This window comes from Exiguobacterium sp. ZWU0009 (genome assembly GCF_000798935.2).
Taxonomy (GTDB): domain Bacteria; phylum Bacillota; class Bacilli; order Exiguobacteriales; family Exiguobacteriaceae; genus Exiguobacterium_A; species Exiguobacterium_A acetylicum.
Genome location: NZ_CP018057.1, coordinates 312,107 through 330,868 on the forward strand (window position 1 = coordinate 312,107; position 18,762 = coordinate 330,868).

Genomic DNA, 18,762 nt, shown 5'->3' on the forward strand with positions numbered 1-18,762 from the left:
GTAAGGGGATTTTTGGTTTACCGTGAAGACGACGTTGTATTACCGTCGTACCGGCTGATCAGTTCATACGGTCTGACTTTATATAAGGCATGCGGAAAGTAATGTGGATCCATCGCATCAAGCGTCCGCAACTGGAAGTGCTCCCGTTTGATATACTCACTCAGCGAGTCACGTGTCAGTGGGAAGAAGCCGACATCCGTCGTTTCGCCTTCTTGGGTCGCGAGTTCACCACCGACGGCTTTTCCACGGAAGCAGACGCACAGGACATGGCTTGAGACATTTTGATAAATACCGGTGATACCATCGATTGAGACATCGACACCGGTCTCTTCTTTGACTTCGCGTTTGATGGCGTCAAGAATTGACTCATGATTCTCGACTTGTCCACCCGGCATCTCGTACGTATCACCACGATGCAGGTTACGGACGAGGAGAACTTCACCGGCATCGTTCGTGATATACGCGGTCACGCTGACGATCGCGCGAGGGGGAGCATACGTACCGGTCGCTGTCATAAAATCTTCATACGATTTGATATAAAGGTTTTTGCCGAGGCGTGCGCGCTTCTTCATCGCTTCACGACGTAAGGCACTGTTGCGGACATCACGATCGACTTGTTCGAAGTGTTCGCGGTCACGGTATTCCCAGATGGCGATGACTTCATCTTCTGCTTCCGTCACCCAGCGCCCAACAAGACGGGCACCATGGCTGACTTGAAGCGGGTACAAATAGGTATGGAAAAACTCAGTGAATTCTTCTAGGCGTTCGGGACGAATCGTATAGGTCTTCCGGCGATGTAACATGGAAATTCCTCCTATCAGATGAGCGTTCAGATGTACGTTGTACCCCTTCTCGAACGGATGGATGAAACCCTTTTTCTCGATGTAGGAAAAGAATGTTTTATGAATCGATTGCGTCTACATGTCATATGGTGTGAATGATTTTCAGTCATCGATGATGATTCATATTGATCGAAAAAGTAAAGCTAAAGAAGAACTTAAGAAATGGGTAGGGCTCAACTTCAGAAAAATCGGGGATACTGAATATAGAGAGAAACAGAAAGAAGGGATACGTGATGGATATCATGGCACTCGTCCGCCTGGCTGGCGGAATCATGTTCACCCCATTGTCGGACGATGTCTTGATGATGAGTTTTGCGGCATTACGTTTACGGGAGGGAATGTACCCGGTCGTCATTTGGTTGACCGCATGGCCGGTTTTCTTCATTGCTTTTACATGGTTTTATTTACTTGCACGGTTCTTCCGTGAGATTCCGCTCGTCAAACGGTGGATGAAGTCACGTTTCTTGGAACGAGCAGAAACGATCATCGAACGACGCGGATTATGGGCGATTGGACTATCGTTCTTCTTACCCGGCGTCAGACATCCGATTCATTATGTCGCCGGACTTCTTGGTTATCCGTTACCACGCTATTTAGTGATGACGTTCTTAGCGGCAGGCGTTTATACCGGTCTTTGGACCTTTTTAATCGTCCGGATCGGAGAAGCCGTCACCTGGTCGGAACTGTGGAACTGGCTTCAGGTGAATCCAGGAATCGTCGGCTCTGTCTTGATCATCGTAATCGGTATTGCCGTAATTGGTATCGTGCATCATCGGCGTCAAAAGGAATCAGTCGAGGAAAGTTCTTCAATATAAAAACATCACACGAGCAAGCGAATCCAGATCAGGATTCGCTTTTTTAGATGAAGTTTGATTTTATGAATAAAGATAGTTTTTTGAAATAAGAAGGAATCTACAAGAAAAGTGAAATCATTGTCAAAAAAAGACGTTTTTCACTTCTTAAAAGCTACGTGATTTACACACTGTATTGGCAATTTATCGTCACAAGCAAGTGTCTGAAATTGGATTGTAAACGCTTATACTAGGAGGTGTTCACAGAGTGGACATATTTATTATTAGAGGAGGATACATATGAATCTCATGCAGACAGAAGAGACGGTCAAAAAAGCACCGACTTCTTCTGCTTACCGGACGATTTGGCGGTGGCACTTTTATACTGGTATCATTTTTGCGCCGTTCCTCGTCATGCTTGCTGTGACAGGATCCATTTATCTTTTTAAGCCGCAAATCGAAAACGTACTGTATCAATCGTATTATGAAGTCACACCAAAAGCAGATCGCATCACGGCAACGGAACAGATCGATCGCGTCAAAGCGAAGTATCCCGATGCACTCGTCACGTCGTACCGACCGGGTGAATCCGACAATCGATCCAGTGAAGTGAAGGTGTCGTCACCAGACATGTCGGCGACCGTCTTCGTCAATCCGTATTCCGGGAAAATCATCGGAACATTATCAGACGATGACCGGATCATGAATAAAATCGAAGAGATCCACGGAGAACTGATGGCGGGAACGACCGGCGACCGATTCGTTGAACTCGTTGCCTGTTGGGCAATCGTCTTGATCGTGACAGGATTATTCTTGTGGTTCCCGCGTAAAGAAAAAGGGGTGGCCGGCGTATTGTTTCCGCGATTGCGTCAAGGAAAGAAGCTATTTCGTCGTGATCTCCACGCCGTTCCGGCATTCTGGATCACAGCAGGGATGCTGTTCCTGATCTTGACTGGCTTACCGTGGTCCGGTTTCTGGGGAGCAAACTTCCAGTCCCTCGTCACGAACCAAGGACTGGGCTATCCCCCGTCCATCTGGGGTGGGGAGGCACCGACGTCAACGCTTCAAACGAAGGATATTGCGGAAGTCCCATGGGCTGCTGAAACACTTGATGTTCCGCAGTCAAAAGTCGAAGGAGCTGTTCCGGCTTCGATCGATGACATCGTTGCGATCGGTAAACAACAGGGAATGGACCCAAGCTTTAAAATTAGTATTCCAAGCGATCCGAGCGGTGTTTATACACTGTCCGCGTATCCAGCGAAAGCACAGAATGAAGCGACGATCCATCTCGATCAATATTCCGGTGCCGTGCTCGCTGACTACCGTTATGACAACTATGGAGTCGTCGGTAAAATCGTCGCGACCGGAATCACGCTTCACAAAGGAACTGAATTCGGCTGGTTCAACCAATTGATCAGTCTATTGATTTGTCTTGGAATCATTCTCGTAGCGGTCAGTGGTTTCTATCTCTGGTTGAAACGAAAACCAAGCACAGGAATGGGGGCACCGAAAGGACCGAAAGCATTCATGTTGAAAGGATTCCTCGCTGTGCTTGTCGTGCTGGGAATCGTCTTCCCGCTCGTCGGTCTATCGTTGCTCGTCGTCTGGCTGGTCGATTTCCTCGTCATCCGTCGTATTCCGAGTGTAAGGAGGTTCTTCAATGCGTAAATCGATACAAACACTCATGCTCGTCACGACGACGAGTCTTGCTGGCTGTGCGGTCGATTCCGATGCAGCAGAACAGTATGCCGTAGCTAAGCCGTTATCGATCAAAATGAATATCCCAAAGGACTTACAACCGGATGCCAAGAAAAAGCAGACGTTTGAAGCAACAGTCTGGCGTGAAGCCAAACCGGTTCAAAAAGTCGATTATGTACATTTCGAAATCTGGAAAGCGGATGGAACAGTACGCTATAGTATGGAACCGGCAGAGGAGACAAAGCCAGGTGTCTATACGATTGCGAAGGCACTACCGAAATCCGGTTTGTATTATGTCAAAGCGCATGCAAGCAGTGAAGGTACGATGATCATGCCAACACGGCAGTTCATCGTCGGTGAGTTATCGAAAGAAGATTTAAAAATCTTACAAGGTGGAGCAAAACCAGCTGACGGAAGTAGCGGTCACCATCATTGAAGAATAAGGAAATAAAAAATGAGAGGGTGGAATACTATTCCGCCCTCTCATTTTTCGTATAGACGATTAATCGTCATCACCATGATCTCCGTGATCATCCCCGTCATCGTCTGAATCATCATCTTGATCATCATCTTCTGAGTCATCCGAAGAATCATCGTCATCCGAGTGCTCATCTTCTGATTCGAGTTCCTGTCCATTATAGAACTTGATCTGGACGTGTAACGTTTTGATGTTTGGCAATTGAAGTGCCTGTGCGACTAACGTTAATAATTCTTCTTCCGTCATCGATGGTGTGACGAGAAGACGATCTTTTAACGTCGCAACGTCAGTAATACCGATCTCGTCTTTAAAGCGCAATTCTTTCCGTTGATGTTCATTACTGTAACGCCACTCGAACTTTTTCTTATTCGTATCCGTCACTTTGATCATGATCCGTTTGAGTTCTTGGTCATTCTGAACTCCGTCTTGATCCGTATCTTCCTGATCATCTCGAGTCCCGTCCTGATCGCTGTCTGCTTTGGTTGGATCAGAACCAAGTTCGAATTCGTCTTCATTCAGAAGCGTATCTTGATCGCGGTCCTCTTCGTTATCTTTGATGCCGTCACGATCTGAATCATTTTTCAGTGGCTGCGTACCCACGATGAATTCTTCTCGTGTCGTCAATCGATCCTGATCTTGGTCTTCTTTATCATCAGAAATACCATCTTGATCGGAATCCTTCTTCAACGGATTTAGATGCGCTGTGTATTCTTGTTGATTCGTAAGGGAATCGCGGTCCGAATCTTCTTTCCCATCCTTGATTCCGTCGCGGTCCGAATCCGATTTTGTAGGGTTGAGGCGAAGTTGATACTCTTGTGCATTCATCAAACTGTCGCGATCGTGATCTTTTGTCGCGACTTGTTTTCCATATCCCAAATGATATTGTTTTTGCCAAGCATCTGGAATCCCATTTTTGTCTCGATCGACTTGCACGACAGGTTTCTTCTTCGCTTTACTTTTTGCTTCGACAGGTCCAACTGCTTGCGAGACGACGAGCGAAGCAAGTACTGCGCCAATGACAATCCGTTTCATAAGTCCACTCCTGTTCTATAAAAGATAAAAGATGAGGTTATAAGAAGATTCTAATGAAATGATTAGAAAATAAGTTGGCTGTTTCGCGAAATGAGTAAATAAAAACTAAAAAATAATGAAAGTGCTGCATAAGTTTATTTCGTTAGAAAAAATATTTTAAATAAAAAATGTAAAAAGATAAAACCATTCGTGAACTCCTTACGTTATCTATGTGAAGTCCAAAAAATCAAAGGGGTGTTCATAAGATGAAGATGAAAAAGTCGTATCTCGCTGTTCCGCTTAGTGCCGCATTGTTGATTCCAGCAGCAGGTGTTAGTGCACATGGTCATGAGGACCATAGTAAGATGTCTCACAGTTCAGGAAAAGTCTCCCTCGATGTCTCATCTCCAGCATCGGATTTACGAGCGACACTCGATCAAATTCTATCTGAACACGCGTATCTCGCAGTCGTTGCGATGCAAAAAGGAATTGATGGTAAAGAAGATTTTGAGCAGGCAGCCGGTGCCTTGAATCAAAACACGGATGATTTATCGGCAGCTGTTGGTTCCGTCTACGGGGAAGAAGCAGGCGCTGCCTTCAAAGAAATCTGGGCGAGCCATATCGGTTACTTCGTCGATTACGTCAAAGCAACTGGTGCCAAGGACGAAGACGCGAAACAAAAAGCATTGAAAGAGCTTGATGAGTATCGTGTCGAACAGGCTGCGTTCCTCGATAAAGCAACGGAAGGACGTCTGAAGGCAGCGGATCTCGAAGCAGGACTAAAAGTCCATATCACGCAACTGTTAACATCGTTTGATAGCTACGTTGCTGGTGATTATGATGCTGCCTACAGTAATCTACGTAAAGCAATCGAGCATATGTATATGGTGGGAGAAGGGTTATCTGGTGCGATCGTCGATCAGTACCCAGATAAATTCAAAAATACGAAAGTTGATACACCAGCAGCTGATCTTCGTGCCGGACTGAACCGAAACTTCTCTGAACACGCGGCGCTTGCAGTGCTCGCGATGCAAAAAGGGATTGACGGAGCAAAAGACTTTGATGCGGCAGCTGGTGCCTTGAATCAAAATACGGATGACCTGACTGCTTCGATTGGCTCTGTTTATGGTAGCGAAGCAGCGCAACAATTCAAGAAGATTTGGTCGAGCCACATCGGCTACTTCGTCGACTATGTCAAAGCAACAGGTGCGAAAGATGATCAAGCACGTGACATGGCTGTGAAGGAACTTGATGAGTACCGTGTCGAACAGGCAGCATTCCTCGATGCGGCAACGGAAGGTCGCTTAAAAGCGAAAGATTTGGAAGAAGGATTGAAGGTCCACATCGACCAACTCTTACTTGCCTTCAATAGCTACAATGAAAAAGATTACGACAAAACGTACCCAGCGATTCGCGAAGCGTACGCGCATATGTACGGCGTAGGGGAAGGGACTGCGACAGCAATCGTCGATCAGTTCCCAGATAAATTCAAAGGTGCGCCTGGAATGCCGAACACAGGTCTCGGTGGTATGCAAGAATCATCGACGACAGGTATCGTTTGGTCACTGCTTGGTATCGCAGCAGCATCGATCCTTGGATTCTTCGCACTCCGTCGTCGCCCGCAACAATAAAGGACGACCCGCTGGCAACAGCGGGTTTTCTTTTACACATCAAGCAGAAAGGAGGTAAACGACATGCGCATCATCCGATTTGTACTTCTATTCCTGATTTGTCTGTTGCCCATATCCGTCGAAGCACACACGAGTTTAAAAAGCTCGAATCCGGCAGAGGGATCGGCATTATCTGAACCCGTCGATCGGATCCGGTTGACGTTCAGTGAGGCTGTTGAAAAAACAAGTACCTTACGTGTAGTAGACGCGAATGGCGTCGAACAGCCTCTTGCAAAACCACTGATCATTGGAAATGAACTCAGTGCCGTCGTCTCAGAGCCTTTAACGGAAGGGAAATACACGATCAAGTGGGCGTCGATTTCAGATGATGGTCATCCCGTTAAAGGAACGATCCGTTTTACGGTACTGGGTGCAGCAAAAGCTGAAACAAGCACTGTAGAAAAGGCTGAGCCGATGGAAACAAAAGCAGCAGTCGTTCCTGAAGCGGAGCCAGTTTCAAAAGGACTCGTTCCGACACTGCTTCCTTGGATCGTCGGGGGACTGTTAATCAGTATCGTCATCCTTCTCTTGTTACGTCGTCGCACGACATGAGTGCGTTCGTAGGAGAACTACTCGTCTACATGGGTGGTGCGCTTTGGATGGGCTATTTGGTATTACGCTTCATCTCAACGAAACGCAAACCACCATTAATGGACGGTACGTCATGGGCGGTAGCGGGACTCGGGATGCTTGTTCTTGGAACGAGTATCCCAGTCATCGGTGCCGTTCGTTTTCTGCTTTCGACGCAAACGATGACAGCGGCTCTGCGAACGGGTTTACTGGAATTACACATCGGTCGGATGTTTCTTGTCGTTTACTTCGCTGCCTTACTCATATTGATTGTACTCGCGTGGCAAAAACAACGGTCCGTCCTCCTCGCACTTTTGACGATCCCATTATGGATTGGTATCGCAGGAACGAGTCACGCTGCAGCGAAATATGGTGCTCTCGGATGGACACTTCAGTTTAGTCACTTTTTATGTGTGACAGCTTGGATCGGTGTCGTATTTTGGATAGCCATCGGTGCTCGCTCGACCGAGCGTTGGTCTGCCTTTTTAAGTTGGTTCAGTCCATTTGCCCGGATTGCTTTTATCGGTGTCATCCTGTCGGGGCTGTTGCTGATGCAACTGGCGATTCCACTTGAACGTTATCCGAATCTTTGGGGTGTGCCATACGGTCAAGCATTGTTGCTGAAGCACCTCCTGCTGTTGCCGCTTTTATTCTACGCCTTCTGTAATGGCACGCTCGTCCGGCGCCGGTTGCGTTTTGACTCAACGTACGATCCGCGATCGTTAATTCGAATGGAGAGTATCATTTTAGTATTGCTGTTCATGGCGAGTGCATCACTCAGTCGTCTAGAACAACCGACGCTAGGGCAACTACCGACCAGTAGTCCAGCAGGGGACGGATGGGTCTTGATGATCGGTATCGCGACCTTACCACTGCTCTTACTCGGGTATCGTCGCCATGCAGTGGGTGTCTTGCTGAGCTTATTCAGCGTCAGTCTGATTTATCTTGGGTTGCTGGCGACAGGGTGAACATGAAAAAACAAGGTAGCGGATCGTTCCGCTACCTTGTTTGACGTGGTTTTATTTCGTTGAAACAGCGCAATTCGTTGCTTTGGCAAGAATCTTCGAATAGGCACGTGCGCCCTTGATATTCAAATGAACGCCATCCGCTTCGAAGTAAGACGGATGCTTGACGGCAACAGCATGCCAGTCGATCAGCTCGACCCGTTTTCGTTTCGAGGCCTCGCGTAACATCTGATTGACTTCTGCTTCCCACGGACGCGGGACGCGTGCTGTCACCAGATAGACGTGATCGGCATTCGCGAATTGATCGAGTAAACTATTCAACTGATCCTTCCGGAAGCTACCGTTCGTTCCGAGATGAAGAATGACTTGGCGTCCATGTTGGTTATATGCGGCGTATTGTTGACTCAATGGAATCGCCTCCCGGAGCTGGCGACCGAGTTTCGCATCAATCGTCAATTGCTTGAGTGTGCTGCCGAGATAATCTTCGACACCGAGTAATACTGAATCACCGATCGCAAGCGTCGGTCGACAGATTTTTCGCTGGTCGGGCTTTTCTTTCGGTGTCGTCGGTTTCAGGACCGGTTTCGGTTTTTCTTTCGGCGCCGCTACCTTATGAAAAGCAGGTTCTGGCTTCGGTGTATCGGAGACAGCAAGAATCGATAAGTTACCAATGAAGCTGACGACGAGAACCGTTAATACGGCAACACTCGTCCACTGCATCTTTGAAAACTGACGTAACTGTCGCGGATGTAACGATAGACGTTTTAAGTAACCGGACAGACCATGCTGACGGATCGGACGTTCGATGAAGCGATACGATGCTTCGGTTAACGCAACCAGCACGACGACGATCAACACGGTCCGAAGCAATGAAAACGTTCCGATCTGCTCGACTGGCGTCATCAGCGTAATGACGGGAAAATGCCAGAGATATAAACCGTACGATCGTTTGCCGATCGCAACGAGTGCCGGATGCGCAAACCAGCGACTCCAAATCGACGCCGGGTGGGCGATCGTAGCAATCAATAGCGCAGCAAGAACGGCGACAAGGAAAAAGCCACCCCGGTATAAGAAGCTTCCGAACTCACTTGTGACGATCATTAGTATAAGCAAGAGTGGCAAAGAGACAGCGCCCGTTTGATTCAATAACCGGATACCGCGTTTTGGGATATCGAGCTTAAAGCGGGTCGGTTGCCACGCAAACGCGAGCAGACTGCCGATCAACAAGGCGAATAAGCGGGTATCCGTACCGTAGTAAACGCGACTTGGGTCTTCACCGGCTGTGAACTGAATCGCCATCGCGAGCACGGATGCGCCAATCGCAACGCCAATCAATTGCAGGAACAGTCGACGATTTTTCATTCCGAACCAAAGTAAGATCGGGAATAGCAGATAGAACTGCTCTTCGATTGCGAGTGACCATAGATTTTGGATCGGTGACGGTTTGCCGAACGACTCGAAATACGAGACGTCATGGAAGATATACCACCAGTTCGTTCCGTAAATGAGCGCAAAGGCACTATCTTGGCGGACCGTATGCAACAGGTCGCGTTCAAAGACGGTCACGTACCCGAGAACGAGTAACAGCATGACGAATAAGGCTGGGAACAGGCGACGGAAGCGGTGAATCCAAAAACGTTTCAAGTCGAGGCGTCCGGTCGTTTGCCACTCGCGCAACAAGAGACCGGTAATCAGGTAACCGGATAGGACGAAAAAGAGATCAACACCGAGGAAACCACCAGAGAAGAATGAAACGGATAAATGGTAGAGAATGACAGATAGGACGGCGAAGGCACGTAAGCCATCAAGCCCTGGCATATATGTAATCGAACGAGACGAGGATTTCATAAGACACGAACAACTCCTTTAAAACGACAACTAATTTCTAACAGTCTTTAGTGTATCGAATTCCAATTTCAAAGAAGTGTCTAAGAAGTAACAACCTGACTAAAAAATGCACCCGACGAAAGCGTCGGATGCAGGCTTACGAAACACGTGGAAAACGACAGGTCACGATGAAGCGGTTGTCTTTTGAATTCAACTCGACACTACCTGAATGACGTGCCATGATTTGTTGAACGATCGACAGACCGATACCGGAACCGCCGGAAGAACGCGATGCGTCAGATGTCCCGAAAGGTGTCAGCCATTCGTTTAGTTCCTCTAGCATATAGGTCGACTCAATCGCATTCGAGCAGATGAGCTGGATGCCTTCTGTTTCTTCTTTGATCGAAATCCGAATGTCACCTGTCCCGTGAAGTGTTGCATTGCGAATCAGGTTCTCGAGCAGGCGCCGTAAGAGCATCGGATCGGCGAAGAGAGTCGCGTGTGCAGGACCATTAACAGTAGCGAAAGTGCCAGGAAACAGCTCCAGGACTTGTTCCGTCAGTGTGACGAGATCAAGTGATGTTCGTTCGACTGGATAATCAGTGTTCGATAATTTAGCGAGCGTGAACAGTTCATCGATTCGGGCGGCGAGCGTTTCCGACTGGCGGGTGACGATCGCTAGCAGCTCCGTGCGCTCGGTCGCAGATAACGTCTCATGTTTTTCCGTCAGCCATTGAATGAAGCCTTGGATTGAAGTCAGGGGCGTTCGTAAGTCATGCGATAGACTGGTGATCAATCGTAACTGCTGAACGAACCGTTCCTGATCACGCATCCGTAACGTCCGGAGTTCCTGTTCAATCCGTTCGATCGATTGCGCGAACAATTTGAACTCCTTCGGTCCTTTGACCGGTGGGAGCGATTCGGTCGGCGGTGGTTCGACCGTCAACCGTTCGAGTCGTCGCTCGAGTTCCCGGAACAATTTAGCGATCCAACGCGTCAAAAGCAGTAAAAAGAGAATGAACAAGACGACCTGCAAGATGAAGAACGCATTCGGATTACCGACTTGATATTCATTCAGTCTCGGCTTGTTTGTTTGTACCGTCAGGAAAAAGCCAGACTCACCATTTGGTAAGGAAATCGCTTCAATATGGTGCAATGTCCGAATCGTTCCCGTGTCAGACGGCTCTCGCTCGGTCGGTGTTTGAGCAGCCAGTAACCGGCTCGGCGTCAAGCCTTGCGGATACTCATCAGACGCGTCGATGCGTCGACTATCGGCACTGTAAACAGCCCATTCGTAAGGACCATTCGGCGATTGTCTGCTCTCGTAACGGGCGATATCACGTTTAACGTCTTGGACGACTTCTTGCTCTGTCGTGTAATAGTACCGAGGAACGGTCTTCGTACCAATCGGGAACTGGCTAGCAAGCAACCAAGCGAGTGTAGTACTTAACAGTGCGGCAAGTAATAGCAGAACAAGCATCCAGACCGTCAGTTTGATCCGTCTCATGGTTCGACCTTATAACCGACACCCCAGACAGTCTGGAAGTGACGGGGTTCTTTCGGGACATCTTCGATTTTGTCGCGGAGCTTATGGATCAAGACCATGACGGCGTTCGACGCGGAGCTGAGTGCTTCTTCTTGCCAAACCCGTTCATAGAGATCGTCAGCCGAGAAGACACGACGGGGATGACTCAAGAAGAGCGCCAGGCAATCAAATTCACGGCGGGTCAGGGCGAGTGGCACATCATATTTAAAGATGACGCGTTCGTCTTCTTTAAGTGTGAACGGACCGACCTGAACCGCTGAAGTTGTAGTTGGGACATGATACTGGCTGACGCGGCGTAACAGCGCCTTGACGCGGGCGACGACTTCGAGTGGATTGAACGGTTTACCGATGTAATCATCCGCGCCAAAGGTCAAGCCTTGAATCTTATCCATGTCTTCGCGTTTCGCCGTCAGCATCAAGACGGGTAACGTGTGACCAGCAGCGCGCGCCGCCTGAACGGTCGAGAAGCCATCACGAACCGGCATCATCACATCGAGTAACATCGCATCAACCGGACGCGAAGCAAGGATCGCTAACGCCTCCTCGCCATTATCTGCTTCAATGATTTCGTGACATTCATTGGTTAAATAGAGTCGAAGCAATTGACGAATATCCGCCTCATCATCGACGATCAAGAGCGTAGGCATGTGTAGATTCCTCCTGTTGTACCCCCTCGAAAACATAAGCCGGGGGAAGATTGTAGAGCGTGTGCGAATAACTGTGTTCTTGAAAATAATCCCGGAACATCTTGAACTGGAACCGAGTGTATTGAAAGGCGATGAAGTGACCGCCTGGTCGTAATAATGTTTGGAACTGTGCCAATAGGTCATGCCGTAATGTTGCTGGGAACGACGCAAACGGGAGACCACTGACGATGACGTCGATCTGTCCGCTCCACGAACCAGATAATCCTTGAACGTCACCAATGAAGAGGGTGACGTTCGTTTCCTGAGCCAGCAACTGCTCGAGTGCGGGGCGGAACGTTTCGCTCTGTTCACAAATCAAAAGATGTGTCTCCGGTGAACGAGCGGCTAGCAAAGCTTTTGTGATTGCCCCGTCACCGGCTCCGACTTCGAGAATCTGGCGCGGACGATCGGCGACGGCGCGTCGTGCCATCATTTCGGCAAGACGTGGACTACTCGGTGCGACCGCTCCGACGCGCAGTGGAGCGTGAAGTGCTTCTTTTAAGAAATCAAACATGAAAACCCTACTTTCCGTTGAGTATAGCATGTAGTATGCACGTCGTCCCTTTCGAAAACAGGATGATGTTTCTTAAGTGAATCTTAAAAAATCGATGCCTGATTTTCGGCGACATTGTAACCAGACAAGCCGTTATACTAAAGACAAAGGAGGGGAAGGCGATGGAACACCGCACGTATTATGAAGCGCTCGTTCGCCGGGACGCGACATATGAAGGAACGTTTTTCGTCGGCGTCAAGACGACCGGCATCTTTTGCCGTCCGACGTGTCCGGCACGAAAACCGAAAGCAGAGAACTGTGAGTTTTTCGAGACGGCGCAAGAGGCATTGCTTGCCTCGTATCGACCGTGCCGTCGGTGTCATCCACTCGCATATCCCGGGGATCATGGTACGGTTCAGCGTCTGATCGAAGCGGTCGAAGCAGAACCGGACAAACGATTCAAGGAAGCGGATTTCCGAGCACTTGGTCTTGATGAATCAACGGCACGCCGTCAGTTCAAGAAGCGCTTCGGAATGACGTTTGTCGCCTATGCCCGGGCACGGCGAATGGGTTTAGCGATGAAGGAGATCCGGACCGGTAAACCGGTCATCGAAGGACAGTTAGCCGGTGGTTATGAATCCAGCAGTGGTTTTCGTGAGGCATCAGCACGGATTCTCGGACAGGCGCCATCACGCTTTGACGGGCAAGTTTTACGCGCGAAATGGCTCGATACACCACTCGGTTCGATGCTGGCGATTGCCGACGATCAGCTTTTACATCTGCTCGAGTTCGTCGACCGACGGGGACTCGAGCGGGAAATCGAACAGATGCGTCAAAAAGCGCGCGCCGTCATCGTTCCCGGGGAATCACCGGTCTTTGGACAAATTGAAGCGGAGCTCCGTCGCTACTTCAAAGGAGAGCCGATATCGTTTCAAACACCCTTGATGCGATACGGGACACCCTTTCAACGCCGCGTCTGGGAAGAACTCGAACGGATTCCGAGTGGGGAGACGATCTCCTATCAAGAACTGGCGATCCGGATCGGTCAGCCGACTGCCGTTCGTGCCGTCGCACGGGCAAATGGGGCGAACCAACTGGCAATCGTCATTCCGTGCCACCGGGTCATTCGGACGAACGGAGACTTAGGTGGATACGCGGGTGGGCTCGCACGCAAGGAAACATTGCTCAAACTGGAGCGCACACAGAGGGGACTGGATGAAGGATGAGTTTGATTAAAGATGTGTTTTCACCGAGTTGGCTCGACCGCTTAGGCGTGGCGGTCGATGTACCAGATTTTCGAAGACGAGTCGAACAGGGGGACTGGAATGAACTCGCGTTTAAACAACGTGTCCGCCGTGTGGCGGAGACACTGGAGACGATTTTGTCACCGTTTCCGGACTCGGTGCCGGAGCTAGAGCGACTCGCGCCGCAGTTTACCGGGCTACCGGGAATTGTTTTTCCAGAGTACGTCGAACGAACGGCAGACCTTACTGACTGGACGCTTGCGCTAGCGACACTTGCCAAGTTGACGCCACATTCGACGTCGGAGTTCGCGGTTCGCCGTTTTCTACTTGTCGATCAAGAACGCTATCTTAAGCAAGCGCTCAAATGGACAACATCAGACGATGAACATGTTCGGCGCTTAGCGTCTGAAGGGACACGACCACGTCTACCATGGGGACAAGCAATTCCGCGTTTGATTGCTGATCCGCGACCGGCGTTACCGATTCTTGATGCGTTACTGCAGGATCCATCACTCTATGTTCGAAAGAGCGTCGCCAATCACTTGAATGATATTTCAAAGACACATCCGGAATACCTGATCGAGCGGATCGAACGTCACTTAGGAACAGATCCGAACACGGACTGGATTTTACGTCACGCTTCCCGGACGTTACTGAAGCGTGGGAATCCAGAAGTCTTACAGTTATTCGGACATGTCACGCAAGGTGAAGTGATGGTCACGAACTTAGTCGTTTCTCCAGTGACGATCGGTGGAGAACTCGACTTCTCGTTCACGGTGACGAGTTCCGTTCCACAACGTTTGCGCTTAGAGTACGCGATCGATTACGTCAAACAACGTGGAACGAGTCGGAAGGTGTTTCAACTGCGGGAGCGGGAAGTTAAAGGTGTCTTACAAGTCGAACGACGCCAATCGTTTCGGAACATGACGACGCGTGTCCATTATCCTGGTACACATACATTAACGATTTTAATTAACGGAGAGGTTTACGCGACAGCAACGTTTGAGGTCGAGGAGGAGAGCTGAATGAAAGGACGACATCCGGATTTTACGACGTCACGATTGTTTGTCGAAGCAACGGATGAAGAATCGGGTTGTAAGTGGACGCTGCATGCGTTACGTGAGAAAACGATCGTCGGAACGATTACCTTCACATGGAATGGATCGACCGGAAACTTACGTTACACGACGACGGATGAGGACGATCAGCGCGGGTACATCAGGGAAGCACTGACATCGATTCTATCGTATCTCGCGCGGACGTTATTACTGACGCGTGTCTACGGCGAAGCAGGCAGCGCGGCGGTCTGGCGTCGGAACGGATTCCAGTTGCAAGCGAATCGATATGCACGCGAACTCTATCACTAAAGCCCCGCCTGCTTGAGTAGGACGGGGCTCGTTTGTGATTAGACCGTTGTTTTGGACCAGTTGAAATGATCGCAAATCGCTTCAGCGCTTTCGCGTGCACTTAGTTGTTCCGTATCAAGGAAGAGATAGTTGACGTCCGGTAGTTCGCCTGGCAGCGAACGTGTCCGGTATCCGTCTGTCGTCTCGCGTAAGTCCTGTTCAGAAGCAGCGAGATCGCGCTTCGTTACTTTATGCGTCAATCGGTTTTCGGTCGTATTCCGGTGCAGGCGTGTTGCGACTGGCGCATCCAGTTCCACGATATAGACGTCAGCACCTGCTTGTTCGAATAATTCGACCGTCTCTTCGATGAACTCGAGACCACCGCCTTCGACGCCGAATAGACAGAGGAATGTAAACAGAACACCTTCAAGCGAACTGTTCGCCATTTCCTTGAACATTTCGCGGCGGATCGTATCCTTTAAACGGTGGTGTGCGGGTTCTGAGAAATCAAAATAAGGCAATAACAGGTCGATCGTCTGGTGGTTATGGAAGACTTTCATCTCCGTCAACCGTTCGATTTCCTGACCGATCGTCATCTTTCCGACCGCTTGCGGACCAAGTAACAAGACAAATTTCATGGACGAACCTCATTTCCTTTTTCTGCTAAGAATAGCACATTCCGACGAGTGACATAACTAGAACGTTTGTTCGTAATTTGATATAATTCAGGTATGAAGTCCCGTCGTGTCCTTGTCTGAAGGAGGACAATCATGCAAGAACAATGGAAAGCCGTCATCGGCTATGTAGGTATATATGAAGTCTCATCACTTGGTCGCGTAAGGTCGCTCGACCGGACGATCGTGACGTGTCGCGGTGTCCAGCAACGCCGAAAAGGTGTCTTGCTCCGTCCACGGCTCAATCTGGAAGGGTACCGGAAAGTCACGCTCTATCAATGTGGTCGAGGAGAGCGGGTGCAGGTCGGTTTACTCGTTGCACAAGCTTTTCTAACGATGGACGTCACAGAAGCACAACTCGTTCGACGCAATGGTAAACGAGCTGACGATCAGTTGTCGAATTTAGAAATTCTACCTTCAATCGATCAGCAGTATAACGAACTGCTTGGTGAGTTCGATCTCTTGTTAGGTCAACATGTGACGCTGTCACCGTTTCAGATTCGAACGATTCGCGCGCAGTACGAAAAAGGGAAAACAACCCGTCAATTGGCAGAGCAGTATCAGGTGACGGAGAACCGGATTCGCAACATCATCGATAAGAAGGAAGCGAAATTTATTAGCTAACTAAAAGTACCGGATATCAAATGAGATATCCGGTACTTTTAGTTAGATTTTTGATTTGCGATATCCAGCACTTACAGCTGCACCTTCTGTACAAAAAACTTGTTCAGGGTCCGTTTTACTATAAAACCTTTGATTAGGAAGGTGATATATTTTCTCACCTGAACTAGAGATATTACCCCGAATATTTAAGCAAGTCTTAGCTTTAGCGTCTGCTTCTGCTTTAGCTTTAGCGTCAGCTTCTGCCTTAGCTTTAGCATCAGCTTCTTCCTTAGCTTTAGTATCATTTTTTTCTTCAGTGTTATTTTTATGATCATCAGAGTCCAAGTCTTTAGTAGATTGATGACTCTTTGTATTATTGTCTTTATCGTCAGAGTCATCTTCTCCAAAAATAGCGCCACAAGCGCCTAAGAAAATTAAAATAATGAAGATGAGACAACCACAGCCACAACAGCCGCCTTTTTTCTTTTTCTTTTCTTCCATTGATTCATTAACCCCTTAAATATAAAATTACCTACCAAAAAACATTTTATTTCATATTAAATGATAAGTAAATATTGTAATTTAAAGATTAATACTAGGAAAAATGTAAAAAATTAATTTTTTATAGTTTGTTGTAACGAACTGATCCGCGACTCAAGTACCGCACTATGTGTCTTCAGTTCCGTCTGCTGGGTGACGTGGTGTTGCATCTGTTCCCCGAGCACCTGGCTGTAGGACGAGAGCTCCGACATCAACTGTTGAACAGACTGTAGATGTTCCTGCATGTTCGACTGAACATCTGCGACGATCTGGCGTTGGTGTTCCACGGTACCCAGTGTCGTCTCAATCGTTGTCGCTTCGGTTAGCATCTGTTTTAAATGCTCCGTTGCCGCCTCGAGCTGTTGTGACGTCGAGAGAAACCGTTCCGTCATTTGCGAGAGCGCTTGTTCGACTTGATCGAGTCCCGCCGTCCAGGTCTGATTGACCTGCCGGATATGGTCCGTACTCGTCCTAATATCGATTGCTAGTTTTTCGACCTCTTTAGCGACGACCGTGAAGCCGCGACCAGCTTCTCCAGCACGGGTTGCCTCAATTAACGCGTTCAGCGACAAGCGGCGCGTCTCTTCAGCAACGCGCTGGATGTGCGAAATCGAGGTTTCCATCTGTTGCTGTAGATGTGAGGTCTGTTGCAAAATCTGCTCTGTCGTCGTGGATTGTTCCTTCAGCAACTGGCTTTCCTCTTGTAAGGTCTCAAGTGTCGTGTGATTCGTCTGAACAGTCTGTTGAAAACGGGTTACGGCATGTTGACTGTTCAGAAGTGTCGTTTGCATTTCGCTTAACGCATCGTGTCCTTGGGCAGTCAAACGTGTCGAGGCGACGATCGTCTGATCCATCTGCGTCGATTGCGCAAGTAAAGAACCGGCGACTTCATCGACGGCTTGGACCGATTGATCCATCGCCGATAAGCGCGAGGAAAAGTGGGGCTGGACGGACTCAAGTTCCTGACTTGCTTGTTGCATCTCCGTCGTTAAGTCATTAATTTGTTGCATCAACTGATTATATTGAAACGTCAGCTGTTGTAACTCAAAGGTCGTCGTCTTGAGCGTTAATGGACGATACGATCGCTTCGCATGCGCTTCTTCAATTTGTAAGGCGAGTTTCGATAACGGTGCCAGTTGGCGTTGAATCCGCCAGCGGATCAAGAGGCTGATGCTGACAAGTGTGATCACACTGACCCAGACGAGTGTCCAAGCTAAATCTCGAGCAGGGGCGATTAATTTATCACGATCGGTTGTCAGCAAGATGACGTCATCGAGTTCTGGAATCGTCATCGCTACTAGAAACTGATCTTGATGCGAAAAGGCATATGTACGCGCATTTTTTAAGTGCTGCAGTAGTTGTTTTCGTTTGGTTGGTTCGAGTGTCAACGGTCGGAACGCCTCACTCGTGTTCAGGCTTTGGAAGCGAACCGTGTAGTCGTCACGTGATAAGTCGGTTCGCTGTTGCTGTTGCAATCGTTTAATGGCACGTGAGCGGTCTGCTGCGTCATCCGGGTACGCCAGAAACGTTGCCCGGACATTCGCATCGAACATCGTTAATTCACGCATCAGCCGTTCCTCGGTTGCTGCGACGGATTGTTGATAGGAAGCGTAGACGCTTAGACCGCTGATCACGATCAGTCCGATGGCGACGATCGGAATCAACCATCCATTTAATTGTTGTGCCAGTAATCGTTTTTTCATAAGCATAAAAAACATCTCCTCCCGTGTACCTATCGGAAGGAGATGAAGCAACATGTATGAAGGTGTTGTACGGCT

Annotated in this window: 19 protein-coding genes; 10 read left to right on the top strand and 9 right to left on the bottom strand. The window is 48.8% G+C overall.

Annotated features, from left to right (window positions below; all coding sequences use genetic code 11):
- Positions 1 to 17 precede the first annotated feature (17 nt).
- Positions 18 to 803 carry an NUDIX domain-containing protein gene (locus tag L985_RS01755; RefSeq protein ID WP_052169406.1) on the bottom strand — a complete coding sequence of 262 codons (786 nt, stop codon included), beginning with the start codon at positions 801 to 803 and terminating at the stop codon, positions 18 to 20.
- 272 nt (positions 804 to 1,075) lie between these two features.
- On the opposite strand from L985_RS01755, the gene L985_RS01760 reads away from it, so the two are divergent.
- The 3 genes from L985_RS01760 to L985_RS01770 all read left to right on the top strand — a co-directional run bounded on the left by L985_RS01760 (position 1,076) and on the right by L985_RS01770 (position 3,767).
- Complete coding sequence (locus L985_RS01760; RefSeq protein WP_029343244.1) at positions 1,076 to 1,657, top strand: DedA family protein; 582 nt, start codon at positions 1,076 to 1,078, stop codon at positions 1,655 to 1,657.
- A 276-nt stretch (positions 1,658 to 1,933) separates the two neighbouring features.
- Positions 1,934 to 3,301: a PepSY-associated TM helix domain-containing protein gene (locus L985_RS01765; RefSeq protein WP_029343245.1), complete on the top strand. Its 1,368-nt coding sequence runs from the start codon at positions 1,934 to 1,936 to the stop codon at positions 3,299 to 3,301.
- Positions 3,294 to 3,767 (top strand): FixH family protein, encoded by a 474-nt coding sequence (locus L985_RS01770; protein WP_047391843.1) that lies wholly within the window; start codon positions 3,294 to 3,296, stop codon positions 3,765 to 3,767. The genes L985_RS01765 and L985_RS01770 overlap by 8 nt, the downstream gene beginning before the upstream one ends.
- Positions 3,768 to 3,833: 66 nt before the next feature.
- Here L985_RS01770 and L985_RS01775 read toward each other — a convergent pair whose 3' ends face one another.
- Positions 3,834 to 4,841, bottom strand: coding sequence for a hypothetical protein (locus L985_RS01775; protein ID WP_052169405.1), 1,008 nt, complete (start codon positions 4,839 to 4,841; stop codon positions 3,834 to 3,836).
- A gap of 245 nt (positions 4,842 to 5,086) precedes the next feature.
- On the opposite strand from L985_RS01775, the gene L985_RS01780 reads away from it, so the two are divergent.
- From L985_RS01780 to L985_RS01790, 3 genes are all read left to right on the top strand, one after another.
- On the top strand, positions 5,087 to 6,451 hold the full coding sequence (locus L985_RS01780) for a copper amine oxidase (RefSeq protein WP_071908738.1): 1,365 nt from the start codon (positions 5,087 to 5,089) through the stop codon (positions 6,449 to 6,451).
- A gap of 63 nt (positions 6,452 to 6,514) precedes the next feature.
- A complete protein-coding gene (locus L985_RS01785; protein WP_052169404.1) occupies positions 6,515 to 7,042 on the top strand; it encodes a copper resistance CopC family protein in 528 nt (175 codons plus the stop codon).
- On the top strand, positions 7,039 to 8,028 hold the full coding sequence (locus L985_RS01790) for a copper resistance D family protein (protein WP_084642204.1): 990 nt from the start codon (positions 7,039 to 7,041) through the stop codon (positions 8,026 to 8,028). Before L985_RS01785 ends, L985_RS01790 begins: the two co-directional genes overlap by 4 nt.
- 51 nt (positions 8,029 to 8,079) lie before the next feature.
- Here the strand turns inward: L985_RS01790 and L985_RS01795 are convergent, their stop codons facing one another.
- The 4 genes from L985_RS01795 to L985_RS01810 form a co-directional block, all read right to left on the bottom strand.
- Positions 8,080 to 9,873, bottom strand: coding sequence for an acyltransferase family protein (locus tag L985_RS01795; RefSeq protein ID WP_047391837.1), 1,794 nt, complete (start codon positions 9,871 to 9,873; stop codon positions 8,080 to 8,082).
- Between the two features lie 136 nt (positions 9,874 to 10,009).
- Complete coding sequence (locus L985_RS01800; RefSeq protein ID WP_047391834.1) at positions 10,010 to 11,359, bottom strand: sensor histidine kinase; 1,350 nt, start codon at positions 11,357 to 11,359, stop codon at positions 10,010 to 10,012.
- Entirely contained in the window at positions 11,356 to 12,045 is a 690-nt protein-coding gene (locus L985_RS01805) for a response regulator transcription factor (protein ID WP_047391831.1), read from the bottom strand. Before L985_RS01805 ends, L985_RS01800 begins: the two co-directional genes overlap by 4 nt.
- Positions 12,020 to 12,598 (bottom strand): class I SAM-dependent methyltransferase, encoded by a 579-nt coding sequence (locus L985_RS01810; protein ID WP_047391828.1) that lies wholly within the window; start codon positions 12,596 to 12,598, stop codon positions 12,020 to 12,022. Before L985_RS01810 ends, L985_RS01805 begins: the two co-directional genes overlap by 26 nt.
- 161 nt (positions 12,599 to 12,759) lie before the next feature.
- Here L985_RS01810 and L985_RS01815 point away from each other — a divergent pair, with 161 nt between their 5' ends.
- From L985_RS01815 to L985_RS01825, 3 genes are read left to right on the top strand one after another with little or no spacing between them, the layout of a single operon-like run.
- The gene (locus tag L985_RS01815) at positions 12,760 to 13,803 is read left to right on the top strand and encodes a bifunctional transcriptional activator/DNA repair enzyme AdaA (RefSeq protein WP_047391825.1); all 1,044 of its coding nucleotides are present in this window, start codon (positions 12,760 to 12,762) and stop codon (positions 13,801 to 13,803) included.
- Positions 13,800 to 14,846, top strand: a complete 1,047-nt coding sequence (locus tag L985_RS01820) for a DNA alkylation repair protein (RefSeq protein ID WP_047391821.1) — start codon at positions 13,800 to 13,802, stop codon at positions 14,844 to 14,846. Before L985_RS01815 ends, L985_RS01820 begins: the two co-directional genes overlap by 4 nt.
- Positions 14,847 to 15,188 carry a GNAT family N-acetyltransferase gene (locus tag L985_RS01825; RefSeq protein WP_047391817.1) on the top strand — a complete coding sequence of 114 codons (342 nt, stop codon included), beginning with the start codon at positions 14,847 to 14,849 and terminating at the stop codon, positions 15,186 to 15,188.
- A 38-nt stretch (positions 15,189 to 15,226) separates the two neighbouring features.
- Here L985_RS01825 and L985_RS01830 read toward each other — a convergent pair whose 3' ends face one another.
- Complete coding sequence (locus tag L985_RS01830) at positions 15,227 to 15,805, bottom strand: AAA family ATPase (protein ID WP_047391814.1); 579 nt, start codon at positions 15,803 to 15,805, stop codon at positions 15,227 to 15,229.
- A 132-nt stretch (positions 15,806 to 15,937) separates the two neighbouring features.
- Here L985_RS01830 and L985_RS01835 point away from each other — a divergent pair, with 132 nt between their 5' ends.
- On the top strand, positions 15,938 to 16,465 hold the full coding sequence (locus L985_RS01835) for an NUMOD4 domain-containing protein (protein WP_052169402.1): 528 nt from the start codon (positions 15,938 to 15,940) through the stop codon (positions 16,463 to 16,465).
- A gap of 42 nt (positions 16,466 to 16,507) precedes the next feature.
- Here the strand turns inward: L985_RS01835 and L985_RS01840 are convergent, their stop codons facing one another.
- Both L985_RS01840 and L985_RS01845 read right to left on the bottom strand, forming a co-directional pair.
- Entirely contained in the window at positions 16,508 to 16,945 is a 438-nt protein-coding gene (locus L985_RS01840; RefSeq protein WP_047391811.1) for a sunset domain-containing protein, read from the bottom strand.
- A gap of 113 nt (positions 16,946 to 17,058) precedes the next feature.
- A complete protein-coding gene (locus L985_RS01845; protein WP_047391808.1) occupies positions 17,059 to 18,693 on the bottom strand; it encodes a methyl-accepting chemotaxis protein in 1,635 nt (544 codons plus the stop codon).
- Positions 18,694 to 18,762 lie beyond the last annotated feature (69 nt).

What these genes read in the sequence shown, in the direction of transcription:
- L985_RS01765 (WP_029343245.1), top strand. Translation starts at nt 1,934, where the DNA reads ATGAATCTCATGCAGACAGAAGAGACGGTCAAAAAAGCACCGACTTCT.
- L985_RS01770 (WP_047391843.1), top strand. Translation starts at nt 3,294, where the DNA reads ATGCGTAAATCGATACAAACACTCATGCTCGTCACGACGACGAGTCTT.
- L985_RS01835 (WP_052169402.1), top strand. Translation starts at nt 15,938, where the DNA reads ATGCAAGAACAATGGAAAGCCGTCATCGGCTATGTAGGTATATATGAA.
- L985_RS01830 (WP_047391814.1), bottom strand. Translation starts at nt 15,805, where the DNA reads ATGAAATTTGTCTTGTTACTTGGTCCGCAAGCGGTCGGAAAGATGACG.
- L985_RS01815 (WP_047391825.1), top strand. Translation starts at nt 12,760, where the DNA reads ATGGAACACCGCACGTATTATGAAGCGCTCGTTCGCCGGGACGCGACA.
- L985_RS01795 (WP_047391837.1), bottom strand. Translation starts at nt 9,873, where the DNA reads ATGAAATCCTCGTCTCGTTCGATTACATATATGCCAGGGCTTGATGGC.
- L985_RS01780 (WP_071908738.1), top strand. Translation starts at nt 5,087, where the DNA reads ATGAAGATGAAAAAGTCGTATCTCGCTGTTCCGCTTAGTGCCGCATTG.
- L985_RS01840 (WP_047391811.1), bottom strand. Translation starts at nt 16,945, where the DNA reads ATGGAAGAAAAGAAAAAGAAAAAAGGCGGCTGTTGTGGCTGTGGTTGT.
- L985_RS01845 (WP_047391808.1), bottom strand. Translation starts at nt 18,693, where the DNA reads ATGCTTATGAAAAAACGATTACTGGCACAACAATTAAATGGATGGTTG.
- L985_RS01760 (WP_029343244.1), top strand. Translation starts at nt 1,076, where the DNA reads ATGGATATCATGGCACTCGTCCGCCTGGCTGGCGGAATCATGTTCACC.
- L985_RS01790 (WP_084642204.1), top strand. Translation starts at nt 7,039, where the DNA reads ATGAGTGCGTTCGTAGGAGAACTACTCGTCTACATGGGTGGTGCGCTT.
- L985_RS01785 (WP_052169404.1), top strand. Translation starts at nt 6,515, where the DNA reads ATGCGCATCATCCGATTTGTACTTCTATTCCTGATTTGTCTGTTGCCC.
- L985_RS01825 (WP_047391817.1), top strand. Translation starts at nt 14,847, where the DNA reads ATGAAAGGACGACATCCGGATTTTACGACGTCACGATTGTTTGTCGAA.
- L985_RS01810 (WP_047391828.1), bottom strand. Translation starts at nt 12,598, where the DNA reads ATGTTTGATTTCTTAAAAGAAGCACTTCACGCTCCACTGCGCGTCGGA.
- L985_RS01775 (WP_052169405.1), bottom strand. Translation starts at nt 4,841, where the DNA reads ATGAAACGGATTGTCATTGGCGCAGTACTTGCTTCGCTCGTCGTCTCG.
- L985_RS01805 (WP_047391831.1), bottom strand. Translation starts at nt 12,045, where the DNA reads ATGCCTACGCTCTTGATCGTCGATGATGAGGCGGATATTCGTCAATTG.
- L985_RS01820 (WP_047391821.1), top strand. Translation starts at nt 13,800, where the DNA reads ATGAGTTTGATTAAAGATGTGTTTTCACCGAGTTGGCTCGACCGCTTA.
- L985_RS01800 (WP_047391834.1), bottom strand. Translation starts at nt 11,359, where the DNA reads ATGAGACGGATCAAACTGACGGTCTGGATGCTTGTTCTGCTATTACTT.
- L985_RS01755 (WP_052169406.1), bottom strand. Translation starts at nt 803, where the DNA reads ATGTTACATCGCCGGAAGACCTATACGATTCGTCCCGAACGCCTAGAA.